Here is an 18,194-nt window from a genome sequence, read left to right on the forward strand (position 1 = left end):
CGCTTGCGCGCGCGGGCCGACTCGGTTTCCAAGCAGGCATTTTTTTCACCGCAGAGTCGCGGCTCAGGCCAAGGGCCGGATTGCCGCGCGCCGGTGTGCCAGACCATCGGTATTCCGACCACTGGGTTTTGAGGTGGGGTGACAATCGAAGCGAATCGCTTGGGAGTTCCCGCATTCACGAGAGAGGCGCAAGGCCTGTAGGTTGGCCCGCTGGGCCGACTTTCGAAGCGACGTAACCCTCGATGAAGCGCCATCCCAAAGAGCCTTGCCGATCCTTTCCCTAAACGCTCACCCCAAAGCACCCATCCTCGTTGTTCCCGCATGCCGAGGGAGAAACCAGGCCAGTAGGTTGGCCCGCTGGGCCGACGTTTCGAAGCGACCCAAGCAACAGCAATCAATTGCGCCAAAGAGCGAAGCCGATCATCTCCCTCGCGACCCCGATCCGAAGTCGCAAAGTTCAAAGTCCCCGCATCGCGAGAGGGGCGCCAGGCCTGTAAGTTCACCAGCTTGGTGAACCAATCGAAGCAACTCAAGCAACGACAATCAATTGAGCCAAAAAGCGGAGCCCGATATCTCCCTCGCGACCCCGATCCGAAGCCGCCAAGTTCAAAGTCCCCGCATCGCGAGAGGGGCGCCAGGCCTTTGGGTGGAGCAGCTTGCTCCACCAATCGAAGCGACCGAGCACAGATCGAAATCGATCATCGGGAGATCTAGAGGCCCGACTTATCCGCTTCGCTCTATTACCACTTGATCTTGCGAAGCATGGGCTGCTTCGAAGTGTCGGCCGGGCCGGCCAACCTACTGCAATGGCAACTCTCTCCTGGATTCAGGAACTCCTGGATGACGAGCTTCGATTGGTGGAGCAGGCTGCTCCACCTACAGGCACTTCGCCTCTCTCTCGATGCGGGAACTGCTAGCATGCGCCCTTCGAAGTGTCGGCCGGGCCGGCCAACCTACTACAATCTCGACCCTCAAAGCATGCGGGAACTCCTCGCATGGATTACTTCGACAAGTTCATCCGGCGGGCTTACCGCCCCTGATGCCCCTACCTGGCATGACGAATCTCTCGGCATTCGGGTACCCCGAGCGGATTTACTTCAAACGAGGATCCAGGACTGGGACGATCACTTGGATATCTGCAAAAAAACTTGCTTTCAAATGTCTAAAATCTCCAAGTTGTCTGCACCGATACCCGTCACGAACTGTGAAAAGCTTCAAGAACGTCTCTGTGCGATCCAAATCGGAAATGAGGCGCCTATGGTCGATGAAGTACCCCCGGACCTCGCAGACAAAATGATCGATGCCCTCGCCTCGAGCGACATGGCCCATGCTCTCTTGCTCTACCACCGCGTCCGCGGCTCGGATTTGGAAACCGCCTGGAAGGTTGTGGCGCAAATGCTTCGGGACCTGGGTGAGGAACCGAATGCATCCGCACGACATGCGATCATTCGCGAAGTCAAGGAAGTGTTGACCATGGACCGGCGCACCAGATTCAAGCGGTTCATGGGTGCCCTCGCCCTGGCGCTACTCTGTTGCGGTTTCTCGGGTTACGTGCTCTTGGACAAATCGGCACGGCTGAAGACCTCGTTGCAGTCCTTGTTTTGGTCCTCGGCCCAAGCGACGGTTCTCGAGGTGCGAACCCATTCCACACGAAAATATGAACAACAACGGCAGGTGGACCGCCATTACCAAGACCTTCAATACCAATATGCGGTGGAAGGAAACCTGTACACCGGCTACAGGGGCAACCTTCAGTATTACCCGGGACTCGGGGACGAGCCCTTGAAAAAGGGGGACCCGATCACCGTTCTCTATAACCCGAAGACGCCTGGCCAATCCCTCTATAAGCGATCGATCTATCGCTTGGTCGTTACGTCCCTGTTCAACCTGGGTATTCTGGGGTTTGGCCTGTTGGTCGCGGTGTTCGCTTTTCACCGAGAGCGGCGTTGGCGCCATTTGAAGCGATTGGATGAGCAAATGGGTGAGACCACTCAGAGCTGATCTGGCCCAGCCGACGCGGCCCGGTTTCGGTTCGTTGCCCGCTGCCCGCGTTCACCGCTGTCCCTGCGCCAATCCCGACGCGAGATTCCCCACGCAACGGTTCGTGCCACGAGTGGACCAAAGGGTCCTGCACAAAAAAAGCCATCAGGTGTCGCTTCCCGAGTCGCCGCCGATCGGGATGGGCATTTGTCGTTCTGGCTCGGGTCGAGATGCCCCAGGGTTTCGGACCGACTGTTTCAACGGAGGTTCCGAGGCCGAGCAACAAAAAGAACATCTCTCCCGTAGTGGTGTTATACTTGAGTACAACACCTAAACACTAAGCAACCGGAACCCCACAGGCCCATCCATGCACATCTCCTGGAACGACAACATTCCGATCTACATCCAGCTAAGGGATCACATGATTGCGCTCATTCTTTCCGGCGCGGTGGCCGAAGGCGAAGCCCTCCCTTCCGTGCGCACCGTCGCCGCGGATTTCCGGCTCAACCCGATCACCGTATCCAAAGCCTTCCAACTCCTCGTCGAAACCGGACTGGTGGAAAAACGACGCGGGCGCGGCATGTTCGTCGCCGAGGGAGCACACCGGCAACTGCTTGCGGCCGAACGCGCCAAGTTTCTGACCGAGGAGTGGCCCGCCATCGTGTCGCGCATCCGGCAACTGGGCCTGGATCCCGCGGAACTCCTCGAATCCGTCGGCCAACCAAAGGGGGACACACCGTCATGACCGCGATCGTCAGCGCCCGCGGGCTCCACAAACACTACGGCTCACTCCGCGTCCTTGACGGCGTGGACCTGAACATCGAGAAAGGCGCCATCGTCGGCCTGATCGGACCGAACGGCGCCGGCAAGACCACCCTGCTCAAGGCCCTGCTGGGTCTTTGCCGGTTCGAAGGCGAACTGGAGGTGCTCGGTCTCGATCCCAGGCGGCAACGCCACGACCTGAGCCGGCAGATCTGCTTCATCGCCGACGTATCGGTGTTGCCCCGTTGGCTGAAGGCCGGCCAGGCTCTCGAACTCGTACGCGACATCCACCCCTTGTTCGATATGGACCGCGCCCGGTCGTATCTGGATCAAACCCGGATTCCCATGAACAAAAAGGTGGCGCACCTCTCGAAAGGCATGATCACCCAGCTCTACCTGGCCCTGGTCATGGCCATCGACGCGCCCTTGTTGATTCTGGACGAGCCGACCCTCGGGCTCGACATCCTCTATCGCAAGAAATTCTACGACCACCTGATTCAGGACTACCACGACCGCGAACGCACCATCATCGTGACGACCCACCAGGTCGAGGAAATCGAGACGCTGCTGACCCATCTGCTGTTCCTGAAGGACGGCAAGCTGGTGCTGAACACCTCGATGGCATCGGTCGCCGACGAGTACTGCGAACTGATGGTGCCCAAGGATCGCGCCCAAGCCGGCCGCGATCTGGGTCCCATCGGCGAACGCGAGGTGTTCGGTCGCAAGTTGTTTCTGTACAAAGGGGTGGAGCGTGATGTCCTGGGCCGCTTGGGCGAGCTGCACACGCCGGGCATCGTCGACCTCTACCTCGCGTTGATGAAGGAGGACGCCGCGTGAAATCCTTCGTCGCCCTGCTCAAACGGGAGTATTACCAGTACCGGGGTCCCCTGCTCTTCACACCGCTCTTGATCGCCGGCATCCTGTTCACCCTCGCCATGTTGAGCCTGTGGACCCCCTACCGGCTGGTGGAGGCGTTGATCGATGCAGGTCCACAGGAAAACTTCGCCCAGCTCCCCGAGTTCCTCGCCGGCCAAGACGCCGCCACCCGCCGCGACACGATGGAACGCTTGTTGTTCGGCGTCTCGATTCCCTTTCACATCGGCTGGTTCATTGCGCTCCTGGTGTATCTGTCGAACAGCCTGTACCGCGATCGCCGCGACCGATCGCTGTTGTTTTGGAAGTCCCTTCCCATTTCGGACACCCGCAGCGTGGCGGCCAAGGTGGTTTCGGCCAGCCTGGTGGGGCCCGCCATCATGTGGTCGACCATCGTCGTCATCCACCTGCTGCTGTTGATGTTGTTGGCGATCATGGCGTGGCGGTCGGGGGTTCCGGTTTGGGATACCGTGCTGCTGCCCGGCAATCCCTTCTCGGTGTGGTTGAGGCTGGGATTGGGTTACCTGTTGCAGATGGGATGGTACCTGCCCCTGTTCGGCTACCTCCTGCTCGCCTCGGCCCACGCCCGCAAGTCTCCGCAACTCTACGTGTTCGGCCCCTTGTTGGTGCTGGCCCTGCTCGAGGGCATGCTTTCGAGAAGTATCGAATTCCTCCGACTGCTCCAAGTCCGGGCCTGGGGCGGGCCGGTTCCGATGGTGCTCAAAATCCCCAACGGCATGGTGGGATTCCCCATCGAACTGGACCAGACCAACCTCGATTACCACGTCATCCATTGGCAGGAACTGCAGGCGTTCCTGCTCCAACCCGCTTATTGGCTCGGCCTCGTGCCAGGCCTGCTCATGATCGTCGTGGCCATCAGGGCCTGCCGGTACCACGAAGATCTCTAACATCCCCAGCTACTACCAGACCCACAACCCATAGCGCCTACCGCACCGGTTCGCCCCTTCCCGAGGGTTGATGCCGCGAAGCCCGATCGCTCCTTGCGAGGGGATCGCCAGGGCCGTTCGAGCAAGGCGCCCCACTTTCCAAAGACGAGACAGATAAACGCCGGCCCCACGGGCAACTGGCGCGAGAGAACCGATCCCGAGGCGTCGGCAGGGATTCGCTTGCCCCAAATCCGGGTAGCGCGATCCCGAAGGCCACCCTTCATCCCCACCCCGCATGATCGAGGTCCGTCCCCGGTTCGCTCGCGGTGCGTCCAGACTCCCGGATCCGCATATCCAACACAAGCACTTTAAACACAACAGCTTGCAAATCAAAAAAAACACAAACCACACCACTTCCCGGTCGAAACGGACAGGAGGAACCATGTTGTCCATTCGGAATCTCTCGAAAACCTACGCCAATGGGGTGCGCGCCATCGACGACGTGAACCTGGAAATCGGGCAAGGCCTGTTTGGGTTGCTGGGCCCCAATGGAGCCGGCAAATCATCGCTGATGCGCACCATCGCAGGCCTTCAGGCACCCGACTCGGGATCGATCCACTTCGACGACACCGATATCGTGGCCGATCGGCCGGCCGTTCGCCGCGTCCTCGGCTACCTGCCTCAGGAGTTCGGCGTCTATCCCCGCATGTCGGCCCAGGCGATGCTGGACCATTTCGCGATCCTGAAGGGTTTGACCGACCGGCGCGCACGCAAGGCCGAGGTCGCGGCCCGTCTCGAGCAGACCAACCTGTACGAGGTGCGAAAAAAGCCCGTGGCCAGTTTTTCCGGGGGCATGAAACGTCGGTTCGGCATCGCCCAGGCCTTGCTGGGGAATCCGGCCTTGATCATCGTGGACGAACCGACGGCGGGTTTGGATCCCAGCGAGCGCAACCGGTTCAATCGGCTGCTCGCCCGACTTGGGGAACAGGCGGTGGTCCTGTTATCGACACACATCGTGGACGACGTGGCCAATTTGTGTTCCCGAATGGCGATCATGGGCGGCGGTCGCATTCTTCGACTGGACAGTCCTCAACGCACGGTTGGGGAACTGCGCGGTCTGTTATGGCGCAAACGGGCCACGATCGAAGAACTCGCGGAACAAGAAAGACACTGGACGCCGATCGCCACCAAGCTGAGCGGCGGCCATACCTGGATATGGGTCCGCGCCGAGACGAAACCGGGCGAGGACTTCGAGTCCGTGGAACCGCGGTTGGAGGACGCCTACTTCGAAACCCTGCGCCGCCACGGTCTCCAGGCCAGCTAGCGCCCGTCCGGAAACGGAATCGTGGCTGCTCTCCCAGCCGCCCGGCACGACGGACCGGGTCTCAGGCCCCGTTCGCCAAGTACCGGCAACCCACACCTTGGAGGTTTTGTCGATGTTCGCTCACGTGTTCCTGTTCGAAGTGAAATTCCAATCGCGGCAACCGCTGATGTACATCGCGTTCGGCATTCTGTTCTTCCTGGCTTTCCTGGTCTCGAGCGACGAGAACGCGGTGCTGATCGGCATGACGCCAGGCCTGCAGGCCGACGCTCCCCTGGCCGTGGTACAGGCCCTGGGGACCTTCAGCGTCATCGCCGTCCTGCTCGCCACGGCCCTGGCCGCGAGCCCCGTCCTACGCGACTTCGACCTCCAGGCCGCCGAGCTGTTTTTCACGACCCGGGTGGGCAGAGGCGCCTATCTCCTGGGCCGCTTTTGGGGTGCCTTCACCTGCACGGTTCTCGCCTATGGCGGTGCGATACTCGCCGTGTGGCTCGGGTTGACGTTCGTCGATATGGAAGGTCCCCGTTCGGCAGCTTACGGCTTCGCCTACCTCTTCGGTATCGGTGTCATGGCGATTCCCAACCTTTGGATCATGTGCGCCTTTTTCTTCTGTCTCACCACCCTGACCCGCAATCGGTGGATGGGCTACGTCGCGGCACTCGGCCTCTTGATGCTGTTCACCGTCATGGCCCTCGGCAACGACCCGAAACACCTGACGCTGACGGCTCTGGCGGATCCGTTCGGGACGGTGGCCCTCGCGGCCCAAACCCGCTATTGGACGGCCTTCGAAGCCGCGACCCTGGCGCCCAGCCTTTCCGGCCCTTTGGCCCTCAACCGCCTGATTTGGCTTGGTTTCTCGACAGGCTGCCTGTTCCTGGCCTACCGCTTCGCGCCTTTCGGCAACCTGCCGCCGGTGGGTCGCGGCACGCGGACGGTGGCGGACTCCGGCGATGACCCAGTTCCCTCGACGCATCTCGCGAAGGGGCAACGCCCGCGCTTCGAGAACGCGACGGAAGTGCACCAGTGGATGTCCCAAACCAGACTGGAAATGGCAGCCACCTTCAAGAGCCTGGCCTTTTGGTTCATCCTCGGCATGGCCGTGCTGACTCTGCTCCTGGCGACCACGGCGTTCATGACCGGCGCGCGCGGCGCACCGCTGTACCCCACCACGGCCAACATGCTGGACTCGATCCGCGGTGTCCTGTCCGTTCCGTTGCTTCTCGTCGTGATCTATTACGGCGCCGAGATGGTGTTCCGCGAGCGGCACCATCGCGTGGCGGAAATCACCGACGCACTGCCCTACCCGAATTGGGTCATGCCGATCGCCAAGCTGACGGCACTCCTGGCCATGGTCGCGACCATGCTGTCGGTCTGCGGGCTGACGGCGGTGACCTATCAATATGCGAGCGGCTACCCGGACGTGGAGTGGGGGCTCTACCTGGGCGGGCTGCTGGGAAATTACGGGGCGCCCTTCTACCTGCTGTGCGCCCTCGCGATCTTTCTTCAGGTGGTCGGCAACCATCGCTTCCTGGGCATGTTCCTGATGCTGCTCTACGTCGTGGGTCAAAACATCATGGACGGTCTGGACTTCCGCCACCACCTCCTGCGTTTGACCCTGCCGCGGGCACCCTACTCCGACCTGAATGGGTTCGGTCACTTTCTGGAGGCCCGCCTGTGGTTCGTCCTGCTCTGGTCGTTGGGAGCGGTTCTGCTGATGGGGCTGGTCCATCTGCTCTGGATGCGGGGCACGGAGGACAGGCGCCGATTCATCGGCCGGCTCCACCGGAAGCCAGGCACCCCGCTGCGCGTGCTGTTCACCGCGGCGGGAACGGCCTTTCTCGCCACCGCGGCATTTATCGGGTACAACGTTTACATCTTGAACGACTATCAAACGACCCGGGAGCGGCAGGCACTGGACGCCGAATACGAAAAGCGCTACGCCCAATACGCGAACCTGATCCAGCCGCGGGTGACGTCGGTCGAGGTCAAGGTGGATCTCTACCCCGCGGCGCGCGATCTGGAGGTCAGCGGTCGCTACCGGCTGGAACACCAGGGCGCGGAACCGATCGACTCGATTCACCTGAGCCTGCCGCGCAATCCGGACCTCGAGATGACCAAACTCGTGGTTTCCGGGGCGGAGCAGCGCCACGCCGACCCAACCCATGGCTATGTCATTCATAGGTTCGACGAACCCATGCAGCCAGGAGAGATTCGAGATCTCGAATTCGCGTTGCGTTGGGATACGCGTGGCTTCGTCAACGACGGCAGTTCACGGCGCCTGGTCCACAACGGCACCTTCCTCCTGAACCGCGAGATCATGCCCTTGCCCGGCTATCAACGAATCTTCGAACTCGAAGATCCCAAAGTGCGTCGCGAGCACGGCCTACCGCCCGCCAAGCCGATTCCGGACATCGAGGATCCCGGCGCCCGGGACTTCGGCGGGTTGAGCGGCGTGCGCTTCCAACGGGTCCGCTTCGAGGCCGTCATCGGTACGGAGGCGGGCCAGATCGCCATTGCACCGGGACGCCTGGTGAAGCGGTGGCAGGAGGGCGATCGGAACTATTTCCAGTACCGGTCGGAGGCGCCCATTCTCGACCTGCTCGCTTTTCTTTCGGCCGATTACCAAATCCAACGAGGCCGTTGGGAAGAGGTCGATCTGGAGATCTATCACCATCATGGCCACGGCAGAAACAACCCGATCCTGATGGACGCGATGAAACGGTCACTGGCCTACTTCAGCGAGCACTTCGCACCTTACCCCTATCGTCAGATGCGCATCGTCGAGTTCCCCGGCTACCAGGTGTTCGCCCAGGCATTCGCGAACACGGTGCCCTACTCCGAGCGGTTCGGGTTCACGACCGATCAGCGGGATCCCGACGACCTGAACTTCACCTTCTTCGTGACGGCCCACGAAATTGCCCATCAGTGGTGGGGTCACCAGGTCATGAGTGCCGATGTGGCGGGTGCCCCCACGATCGTGGAAAGCCTGGCGGAATACTCGGCCTGGATGGTCACGCAGGAGACCTTCGGCAGGGGGGTGATGCCGCGATACCTGAGATATGAGTTGGACCGTTACCTGCGCGGGCGAGGTGGCGAGACGGTTGGCGAGCGCCCCCTTTCCAAGACCTACGACCAGAGCTACATCCACTACGGTAAGGGCAGCATGGCCTTGTACGGCCTGCAGGCCTACATCGGCGAAGCGGCGGTCAACCGGGCGCTGCGGAAGTTCCACGACCGATTCGGGTTTCGCGAAGCGCCCTACCCCACGACAGAGGATCTGCTGGGTTACCTGCGTGCCGAGACGCCGGCTGAATTACAGGATTGGTTTACCGACACCTTCGAACGCATCGTGCTCTATGACGTCAAGGTGAGCGGGGCATCCTGCCAAAAGCTGGATTCCGGTCGGTTCCGGGTTCGAATCGAAATGGAGAACCGGGTGCTGGATGCGGACAGCGAGGGCCGCGAGATGGCGCGACCCCACTTTCTCCTACCGGTGGAGATCGGCCTGTTCGCGGGCGACCGCGCTGAGCCCGACGCAGCCATCTACCACGTGCGCCATCTGCTGACGGAGGCGGACCGCACTCTGGAGATCGAGGTGGATCGGCGGCCGGACTGGGTGGGCATCGACCCCTACCACATCCTGATCGACCGCAACTGGGACGACAACGGCATGCGCATGCCAGCCGACTAGGTCATCGGAGCAATCGATCAACCCTGGGGCGATCGAGGCAACGAGGCCAAGCGAAGCAACCAGGCGTGAAAGTGTGGGCATCGGTCGCGCATGGTGGCCATGCCGATCGCTGCGGCGATTCGGTTTCCCATCGCGACCTTCTTGTATCCGGGCAACCACGCCATCAGGTACTTCGACGGGCCCTTGGCCTCGTTGATATGTTCGGGTGTTTCAAACTGGGACAGGGCTTTCCGGATTTTTCGCTCATCGATTTCGGTGATCTCGGACAGGATCGCCGGATCACTGAAAAGCAAGGCTTCGAACTCGTGCATCGCGAAATAGGGAATGAACCGACGGCCTACACCGTAGCGAGGTAGCGAATCCTCCAGCACCGCGCGAGTCTCGGCTTCGATGATCTCGGCTTTCCGCCCCGGATCGAGCTTGGTTCCGGCTTTGGCCAGATCCGAGATGCGTTCCCTGCCCGGCCACTTGGGATCGATGCGGAAGAAATCCAACATGGTCGTCACAAAGGTGTCGTTTCGTTGTTTGAGCAGGCGAGCGATGTCCTTTCTGGCGCGCTCGAAACGCACATCGCCACCTTTGTGGCCAGGAGTACCGACCAACGTCGGATGAAGATACACGCCCTGGGAAGCCAATGCAGGCGCAAGGGATTCGCGAGCGAAAGTCCGTTCGGTTTGTCCCTCCACCAACAGGTACACTTCAACAGGGTTCACGGACGGGACCTCCCTCCACGACGTTTTTGCGCCACAAATCGCCGAGCGAGTAGTCATCCAGCCACGAAACCAACGCTTCGGGTTTCAGACGCGCGAAGGTGGAGGCACCTTTCTCCCGGTTGACCACCACGATGTGCTCGGGATCGAAACAGTCCACCAAGGTGGGCGATTGCGTCGACACGATCACCTGGGTGCGCTTTGCCGTGGAGCGAATCATTTCGGCCAGGATCTCGATGGCGTAGGGATGCAGACCCAGCTCGGGTTCGTCGATCAGAATCGTGGAAGGCGGATGGGGCTGCAAAAGCGCCGTGGCCAGGCAGATGAACCGGATGGTGCCGTCGGAAAAGTGATAGGGCTGCATCGGGTAATCGGAACCCACTTGCCGCCAGGCGAGCTTCACGACCGTTTTCTCTCCCATGGACGTGGACTCCAGAACGAAATCATCGAAAAACGGGGTCACGAGGCGCACGCTGTCGACGATGTCGCGATACTGTCGCGGCGATGTGTTTTTCAAAGCGAGCAGGAAAGGCGCGATGTTGCCGGCGTCGGCTCTGAAGTGGCGGTGATCTTCGACAATTTCGGAGCGCCGCATGGCTGCATTTTTGCCGGTATCGTGGAAATGGTAGAAAGTCCAACTGGAGACTGACTCATGGACATAGTGACCAACACCACGCCTCGCGGACAAGCCAGTCCGGTTTTTCACGATACTTAAATGGCTTTCAAAGTCATTCTTACCAATGGTTTGCCAACCACCTAAATGGTACTTTTGTTCCTCGAGCGTAATCAGCAACTTCTCTTGGGCTGTCGGTTCCAATTGAAAGCGATACTCGTTCGGACCGAAAACGAAATGAGCCGAGATCGCGGAAGTCAGCTTGGGTCCATTGAACAGGAAATCGTAGGCGCCACCTCCACCGAGCACATAACGAGAGAGATTTTGATCCACCATCGCGCGCAGCAATCGAAACATCTCGAGGAAATTGCTCTTGCCCGCACCATTGCCGCCAATCAGCACATTGAGGCTGCAGAGTTCAAAATCCTTCAATGCGCGAATGGACTTGAACCCTTCGATGGTGATTTTATCCAAGGGGTGCGCCACCCGAATCCTCCTTGCCCGAACGATTGCTGGGAACAAGCATACCAAATCCCCCTTCCAGCTTTCGCTGGTTTCGTGTGCGGGTTATATTGCAAGATTGGAATCCATCTCGAAACAAGTGACGGACTCGCCGGGAGATGGAGACACTCGGTCTTTTTCGAAAGGGGGCATCTTGAACGGTTCGTTTTGGCAGCCCGCACCCATGTGGCGGCACACCCTCGTTTCCCTGGCCCTGATCTGGGTGTTCGGGCTTTTGGCGGTGGCTGGAGAGACCGATCCCGCGCCGGAGGAACAGGTACCGAGACAAAAACCCCACTCGGTCGTACCTCTCGAACAGAAAGACGGTCACTCCTGCGGACGCCTGGCGATGAGCGCCCTGTACCGCAGTTATGGATTGGATCCGCAGAAAGCGCGTCTCCGCGAACGATTGGGCACCGACATCCCGCTGCTCCCGTTCGACGAGGAAACCAAGGGCACCATTCAGCCCGATTTCCTGCGCGTGTTGAAGCAGGACGGATTCGCGCCGGAAGTCGTTCGGCTGAACCAGACCTACCACGAGGACCGCATCAAGGCGCACCTGAACGAACATCACGCGCTCGCCCTGATCAAACGCAAGGAGAACGGCAACCTTCACTGGGTCGTGTTGGCAGGATACCAGGCGCGCAACTTCGTCATCGCCGACTCCCTGAAGCCCCAGCCCTATCTGGAACCGGTCCATCCCTTTCTGCGGGAGAACGTCATGTCCGTCATCCTCGTCTCTCCCCAAAAGCCACAACCGCATACCGGTTTTTGGCAGGAGCACCTGAAGGGCGTGTGGGACATGGGCGCCATGTGGTTCGTGAAATACCTGACCGAGCCGGTCACCCTGATCCTCGTGTGCGTGGCCGCCTTCGTCGCAGGCAGGCGCTTCAGAAGAAGATACCGAACTCCGTGAACCTCCCTGCCTAAGCACACTTCGCCTGTTCAACCCGCCGAGTCTTTCTGCGCGACCTCCGTGAACTCTCTTGAAACGAATCCGCTCGGAGTCCCCGAATGCCGAGAGATTCGTCGTGCCCGGTAGGTACATCCGCCGGATGTACTATTCGAAGTGATCCATGTGAGGAGTTCCCGCAGGCTTTGAGAGTCGGCACGGCGGTAAGTTGGCCGGCCCGGCCGACACTTCGAAGCGCCAATGCTACGCAAGATCGAGCGGGAAAAGAGCGAAGCAGATAAGCCGGGTCTCTAGATCTCTCGATGATCGGTTTCTATCCATGTCAGGTCACTTCGATGCTGCCATACCGGCCGTGCTCAACCTACAGACTTTACGTCGCTTGCGCACAGGCGGGTTCCCCGAGCTGGCTCGCTTCGGGTTGTTTCTTTCTCGAAATCGAGCGGGTTTTCCCGCTGGTGCGCGGCTCTTATGTAACAAACTCTGTAAAGTTCGAAGATAAGGACAAAAACCTAAAAAGGCGGATGTGCGGGGAGTTCGTCGAAAAATGTCGGCCCGGCGGGCCAACTTACTGCAACGACGCCCCTCTCGTGAATGCGGGAACTCCCAGCGATTCGCTTCGATTAGTTACCCACTTGAAACCCGATGGCCGGTGTGCCGGTGGTTCGGCATACCGACCACCGGCATTCCGGCCCCGGCCTGGGCGGCGACTCTGTAGTAACAAAACTGCCACATCGACAAAAAAGGACCTACAAAAGCATTCTCTCCGCCAAAATCGACGTCGCACCACGACCCGAGGATCCTTGTTTTGATGAGGTTGTTTTCGGGTTTACCAATTCTATACGCCTCGATTATAACTATTTACACAATTCGGGCAGGCACCCGGTGCGCGGTCGCGAGCCCCCAACCACCATTCCCATCGCGTGGATCGAGTGGTGTCTTCCGGATCGCTTCCGGGCGAACCGTCACCGCAGGCCCGTGCAACCCAATCCCCGAATAACCGGGAACCATCCGTCACTCAATTCTCCCCCGATCGAGGCGGATCCAACCCATTCTCCCCCAACCGGATTTACCCCACTCGCCACGCATACCCAAAATCGGCCTCCCCAACTCCCGGCACTTTCATGCCCTCTCTTAAAGTTCCGGGACAGGGAACCGGTCTGCCCGCGTGCGGGCGGGTTTCTCCGTCTTTCGTGTTCATCTCATTCATTTAGGTAATAAAGGAGCGTTCAGCCACATGAGAAAACGTTCATTTTCTCTATGCTCATTGATTTTTCTGCACCTCGCCTTCCATCCCGCGCTCGTCGCACAAAGTCCTCCCACCTGTCAAAACTGCGCGAACGGGAACATCCTGATCGAGCAGGACCTCGTCATCGATCTCGGGGGCGACGTCCCGAGTTACACCGGCGATCCGGATCTGAATCCCTATGTTCGCAGCCAACGTGAGGGCGATTCGCCCAGCCAATGGACGATCCACGTCGAGGCGTCCAATCAGGCGCCCGAGGTCGCGATCGAGGCCCCGGTAAACTTCGCGGAATTCACCGAACCGGCGGAATTCCTCATCTCCGTCCAAGACGAAAACCTGGTTTCCTGGAGCCTGAGCTACACCCTCAAAGGACGGGATTGCTGGCAGCAGATCGAGGCCGGTACCGGTCCGATCGAACGATCCTACGCGGGTTTGCTGCCCACCCATCTCCTGCCCAACGGGCTCTATACCGTTCGCTTGACCGCGACCGATCTCGAGGGAGAAACGACGACCCTGGATCATCACTACCGGGTCTACGGCCGGCTGGACCTGGGCAGCTATCACAGATCCTTCGAGGAACTCTCCATCCCCACGCCAGGCCTGCCGCTCGGGGTCACGCGCACCTACCACGCTGGCGACGCCTGTTCCGGCGACTTCGGTCGCGGTTGGCGCCTGCCGGATCTCGTGGTTCAGGACACCACGACCATGGGCGGAGCCTGGAACGTGACCAAAACCTCGGTCGGCGGTACCACCCGGTTCTGTATCGAAGAACTGGCTCCCCACTATATCCACATCGTCTACCCCGACGGCGAAACCGGTCGCTTCGCCTTCGTCCTCGACAACCCCTGCCAAACGGTTTCGGTGCCGGTTGAATTGACCGGTCGCTTCGTGGCCATGCAGGGCACGCGCGGGACCCTGATCGATCCCGACCACCCACAACTCCGTCTGCGCCGAGTATTCGGCGAGAATCCGCGGTACGTCGTCGTCACCCCGAACGGCAACCTGTACGATCCGCAACGGTTCGTTCTCTCCACGCCGGAACGCATCCACCACGAGATCGTTTTGAACGAGGGTATCGTGGACAGCTCGGACGAGCTCGGCAACGGCATCGAATACCGAAACGACGGCATCTCCCACACCGCCGGTTTGGACATCCGTTTCGAGCGGGACGAACAAGGGCGGATCACGACGCTGTTCGACCCCATGGGCAATCCGACCCACTACGAATACGACGCCGAGGGCCATCTGCAGGCCGTCTACGACGCGACCGGAAACCCCACCCTCTTCGGTTACGACGAGATGCATCGCCTCATCGAAATCACCGGCCCCGTGGGTAACCTGATCGCCCATCTCGAATACGACCCCGAGGGTCTGCTGAACTCTCGAATCGAGCCAGGTATCGCTTCGGTGCAGTACGGCTACGATTTCGCCCAGCCCGGCGCCGCGCGGCGCACCGAAACCGATTTCGTCGGCAACATGCGCGAGGTGATGTTCGACACCTTCGGGAACCCGATCCGCGAGGTCGATCCCAACGGCATCGAAACCCACTACGGTTACGATCATGCCCAGCGGCTGATGGCCCGAACGGTCGCGGTCGGCACCCACCTGGAAGCCACGACGACCTGGATCTACGACCTGCAGGGCAATCTGCACACCGTCACCGATGCCGAAGGTAACACGACCACCTATGACTACGATTCGACCAACCGGCTGCACGCCGTGCGGGACAGTCAGGGCGAAATCGAATCCTATGCCTACGATTCGGTGGGTCGCCTGGCGGCGGTGACCGACGCCATGGGTCACACCACCACGTTCGAACATCAGCCAGGCCCGGAGGGCATGCGCACGATCACCACCGATCCGCTGGGACACAGCACGGTGGTCGAGAGAAACCACTTCGGCTTCGTGATAGGGGAAATCGACGCCAACGGCAACGAAACCTGGTTCTCCCACGACGAAATGGGGCGCGTACTGACGACGTCGAAGCAGGTTTTCGACGAATTCGGATCGCAAATGCACTGGCGTTGGGAAACCGAATACGATGTCCTGGGCCGGATCATCCGCGAATCCGATCCCACCGGCGCGAGCACCCACACCGAATACGACGAGGCCGGCCGGGTGACCACCCGTATCGACGGCAACGGAAACCGCACCGAATATCGCTACGACGAAATGAACAACCCGATGGAACGCATCCGACCGGACGGTATCGCACTCACCGCCTCGTTCGATCTCAACGGCAACCGCATCTCTCAAATGGATGCCAAGGGTCGCGAGACCACCTTCGAATACGACGCCCACCAACGTCTCACGCGCACTTCCTATCCCGACGGTACCGTGGAGGAACGCGAATACGACGAGGCTGGCAACGTCATCAGGGAAATGGATCGCGACGGTCGTTCGCGCCACTTCGAAGACTACACCCTCACCGGAAAACCCCGGGGCATTCACATCGGGTACGACTACTTCGAACAGTACCAGTACGACCTGCGCGGCAACGTCACCAGCGCGAGGTACGGTCACCAGCCCGAAATCCTGTTCGCTTACGATTCCAAGAACCGGTTGATCCAAAGGGAGCAAGCGGGCGCACGGTTCACCTGGGATTACGACGAATTGGATCGCGTCATTCGCGCCGAAGACGCCCTGAACAACGCGACCGGCTACCACTACGATCCCAACGGCAACCGCATCGGCGTGATGGACGCCCGGGGTCACTACACCCACTTCGAATACGATGCGATGGGTAACCAGATCGCAGAGGTGGATCCGCTTGGTCGCCGAACCGCTCGCGGCTACGATCACGCCGGCCGGATGATCCGAACCACCCTGCCGATGGGCGAGCAGGAAACCTACAGCTACGATCCCAACGGCAACTTGGGCGAGAAGCACGACTTCAACGGTCAGTCGTTTCACTACCACTACGACGCCTTCGACCGCCTGATCGAGCGCCAGCTCCCCGACGGCCACGAATCCTACGAGTACGACCTGGAAGGTCTGCGCACCGCAGTTTACAATCGCCACGGCGCCACGATCTACCACTACAACGGCGAAGATCGCCTGGAGTTGGTGGAACACCCGGACGGCAGTTGGGTGAGCTACCATTACGAGTGGTCTTCCGGCAAGGTCACCCGCATCGAAACCGCAAACCACGCCATCAACTACGGTTACGATCATCACTTCCGCTTGACCGAGGTGGACGATCAATGGACCGGCGTAACCCGCATCGAATACGACTCGCTCGGCAATCGCATCGCCATCGTTCGCCCGAACGATACATCCACCCACTTCGACTACGACGAGATGGGAAGAGTCCTCGAGGTTCGAACCCAGGGTGCGGGCGGCGCCATGATCCAGGCGACTTCCTACCTGTACGACCCCATGGGCAACCGCATCATGGTGTCCGACAGCGAGGGCGCGCAGTCCGAATTCGGTTACGACGAGACCTACCAACTCGTCGAAGAACATCGTTTCGACCCGAACACCGGGCAGTCCCGGGCCGTTTCCTACGGCTACGATGAAGTGGGGAACCGGGTGGAACGCTTCGATCACGAGCGTGCCATCCATTACGAGTACGACGACAACGGGCGCTTGCTGCGCGCCGGCGATCGGGAGTACAGCTACGACCAGGCCGGCAACGTGATTTCGGCACTCGTCGACGGCCGCCATCTCGAATTCGGCTACGACATGGACCACCGTCTGGTCATGGCCACCACGCCCGAGGGTGTCCTGGAGTTCGGGTACAACGTCGACGGCGTCTGCAATTACCGCTCACTGGACGGCCAGGTGACCCGGTACGTCATCGACGGCAACCGAGACGTTCCTCGGGTGCTGGCGGAATTGGACGAAAACGGCTTGCCTCGGCTTCGTTACACGTTGTCCGACGACGCGCTGCTCAGCGTGCAAAACGAAACCTCCAGTCGCTTCCATCACCACGACGACCTGGGCGACACCTTGGCGTTGACCGACGAAACGGGGACCGTCACCGATGTCTACCGCTACGATCCCTGGGGTGACCCGACCCGCGCCGAAGGCGAAACCGAGAATCCCTATCGTTTCAGGGGCCACCGCTTCGAACCCCTGCTGGGCGTCTACATCATCGACGGAAGGGTCTACGATCCCGCGGCCGGCCGATTCCAATCCGCGCCGCAGCGGGAGACCCTCGTTCCCCAACCCACCCATCCGCACAGCGACATCTACCGAAACAACAACCCGTTCGCCGCCTCGCGGGCGGATCGCTGACGATCGCGTAACCCAACGGGGTCCGGGCCTTCCGCACCCGGACCCCTTACGAATGTCACAAAAACCATGGTCTGGGTAACGTTTTCGACCACAAGCCACCGAATTTCGTTATCATGCCCATCGAATCGATAATTCTCGCATTTTCGAGTATTATCGATTCGATGGGCATTTTCTGTTAGCGCTCATCATTCTTTTAAAAATCGAGGTCTGCGATGTGCCACCGACACCGACCAAAGCGAAGGAACCGACCGAGGCCTCCAACGGGCCATCGACCTGGAACCACCGTTGCCCTTCCCGTGAAAGATCTCGCGACCCACGCGATGAAAATTATTCTGGTAGGGCACTCCATTTTTTGGGTCCGATTTATTGGCTTCAAAAACACCCCAACGACAAATCCCACGCTTTGGTTTCCCGCCTCCATCTACCGATAGAAGGCACATTTTTTCATACCGCACCACGCC

At 60.2% G+C, this 18,194-nt stretch carries 10 protein-coding genes; 8 read left to right on the forward strand and 2 right to left on the reverse strand.

The annotated features are described in order from the left end of the window. Window positions 1-1,257: 1,257 nt before the first annotated feature. The 6 genes from J3U87_RS33825 (at window position 1,258) to J3U87_RS33850 (ending at window position 9,514) form a co-directional block, all read left to right on the forward strand. On the forward strand, window positions 1,258-2,001 hold the full coding sequence (locus tag J3U87_RS33825; RefSeq protein ID WP_237380429.1) for a DUF3592 domain-containing protein: 744 nt from the start codon (window positions 1,258-1,260) through the stop codon (window positions 1,999-2,001). Window positions 2,002-2,347: 346 nt separating this feature from the next. Then, window positions 2,348-2,725: a GntR family transcriptional regulator gene (locus J3U87_RS33830; protein WP_237380439.1), complete on the forward strand. Its 378-nt coding sequence runs from the start codon at window positions 2,348-2,350 to the stop codon at window positions 2,723-2,725. Next, window positions 2,722-3,579, forward strand: coding sequence for an ABC transporter ATP-binding protein (locus J3U87_RS33835; protein ID WP_237380440.1), 858 nt, complete (start codon window positions 2,722-2,724; stop codon window positions 3,577-3,579). Before J3U87_RS33830 ends, J3U87_RS33835 begins: the two co-directional genes overlap by 4 nt. Further along, window positions 3,576-4,523 carry a hypothetical protein gene (locus J3U87_RS33840; RefSeq protein ID WP_237380442.1) on the forward strand — a complete coding sequence of 316 codons (948 nt, stop codon included), beginning with the start codon at window positions 3,576-3,578 and terminating at the stop codon, window positions 4,521-4,523. The genes J3U87_RS33835 and J3U87_RS33840 overlap by 4 nt, the downstream gene beginning before the upstream one ends. Window positions 4,524-4,944: 421 nt before the next feature. Then, on the forward strand, window positions 4,945-5,826 hold the full coding sequence (locus tag J3U87_RS33845; protein WP_237380443.1) for an ABC transporter ATP-binding protein: 882 nt from the start codon (window positions 4,945-4,947) through the stop codon (window positions 5,824-5,826). Window positions 5,827-5,938: 112 nt separating this feature from the next. After that, on the forward strand, window positions 5,939-9,514 hold the full coding sequence (locus tag J3U87_RS33850; protein ID WP_237380445.1) for an ABC transporter permease/M1 family aminopeptidase: 3,576 nt from the start codon (window positions 5,939-5,941) through the stop codon (window positions 9,512-9,514). A gap of 17 nt (window positions 9,515-9,531) precedes the next feature. Here J3U87_RS33850 and J3U87_RS33855 read toward each other — a convergent pair whose 3' ends face one another. Together J3U87_RS33855 and J3U87_RS33860 are read right to left on the reverse strand one after the other, a co-directional pair. Further along, window positions 9,532-10,227 carry a DUF4276 family protein gene (locus J3U87_RS33855; protein WP_237380447.1) on the reverse strand — a complete coding sequence of 232 codons (696 nt, stop codon included), beginning with the start codon at window positions 10,225-10,227 and terminating at the stop codon, window positions 9,532-9,534. Next, the gene (locus J3U87_RS33860; RefSeq protein ID WP_237380448.1) at window positions 10,214-11,323 is read right to left on the reverse strand and encodes an AAA family ATPase; all 1,110 of its coding nucleotides are present in this window, start codon (window positions 11,321-11,323) and stop codon (window positions 10,214-10,216) included. Before J3U87_RS33860 ends, J3U87_RS33855 begins: the two co-directional genes overlap by 14 nt. Window positions 11,324-11,492: 169 nt before the next feature. On the opposite strand from J3U87_RS33860, the gene J3U87_RS33865 reads away from it, so the two are divergent. Both J3U87_RS33865 and J3U87_RS33870 read left to right on the forward strand, forming a co-directional pair. Continuing rightward, window positions 11,493-12,254 carry a cysteine peptidase family C39 domain-containing protein gene (locus J3U87_RS33865; RefSeq protein ID WP_237380450.1) on the forward strand — a complete coding sequence of 254 codons (762 nt, stop codon included), beginning with the start codon at window positions 11,493-11,495 and terminating at the stop codon, window positions 12,252-12,254. Between the two features lie 1,231 nt (window positions 12,255-13,485). After that, window positions 13,486-17,733 (forward strand): hypothetical protein, encoded by a 4,248-nt coding sequence (locus J3U87_RS33870; protein ID WP_237380452.1) that lies wholly within the window; start codon window positions 13,486-13,488, stop codon window positions 17,731-17,733. Window positions 17,734-18,194: the final 461 nt, after the last annotated feature.

This window comes from Sulfidibacter corallicola (genome assembly GCF_017498545.1).
Classification (GTDB): domain Bacteria; phylum Acidobacteriota; class Holophagae; order Acanthopleuribacterales; family Acanthopleuribacteraceae; genus Sulfidibacter; species Sulfidibacter corallicola.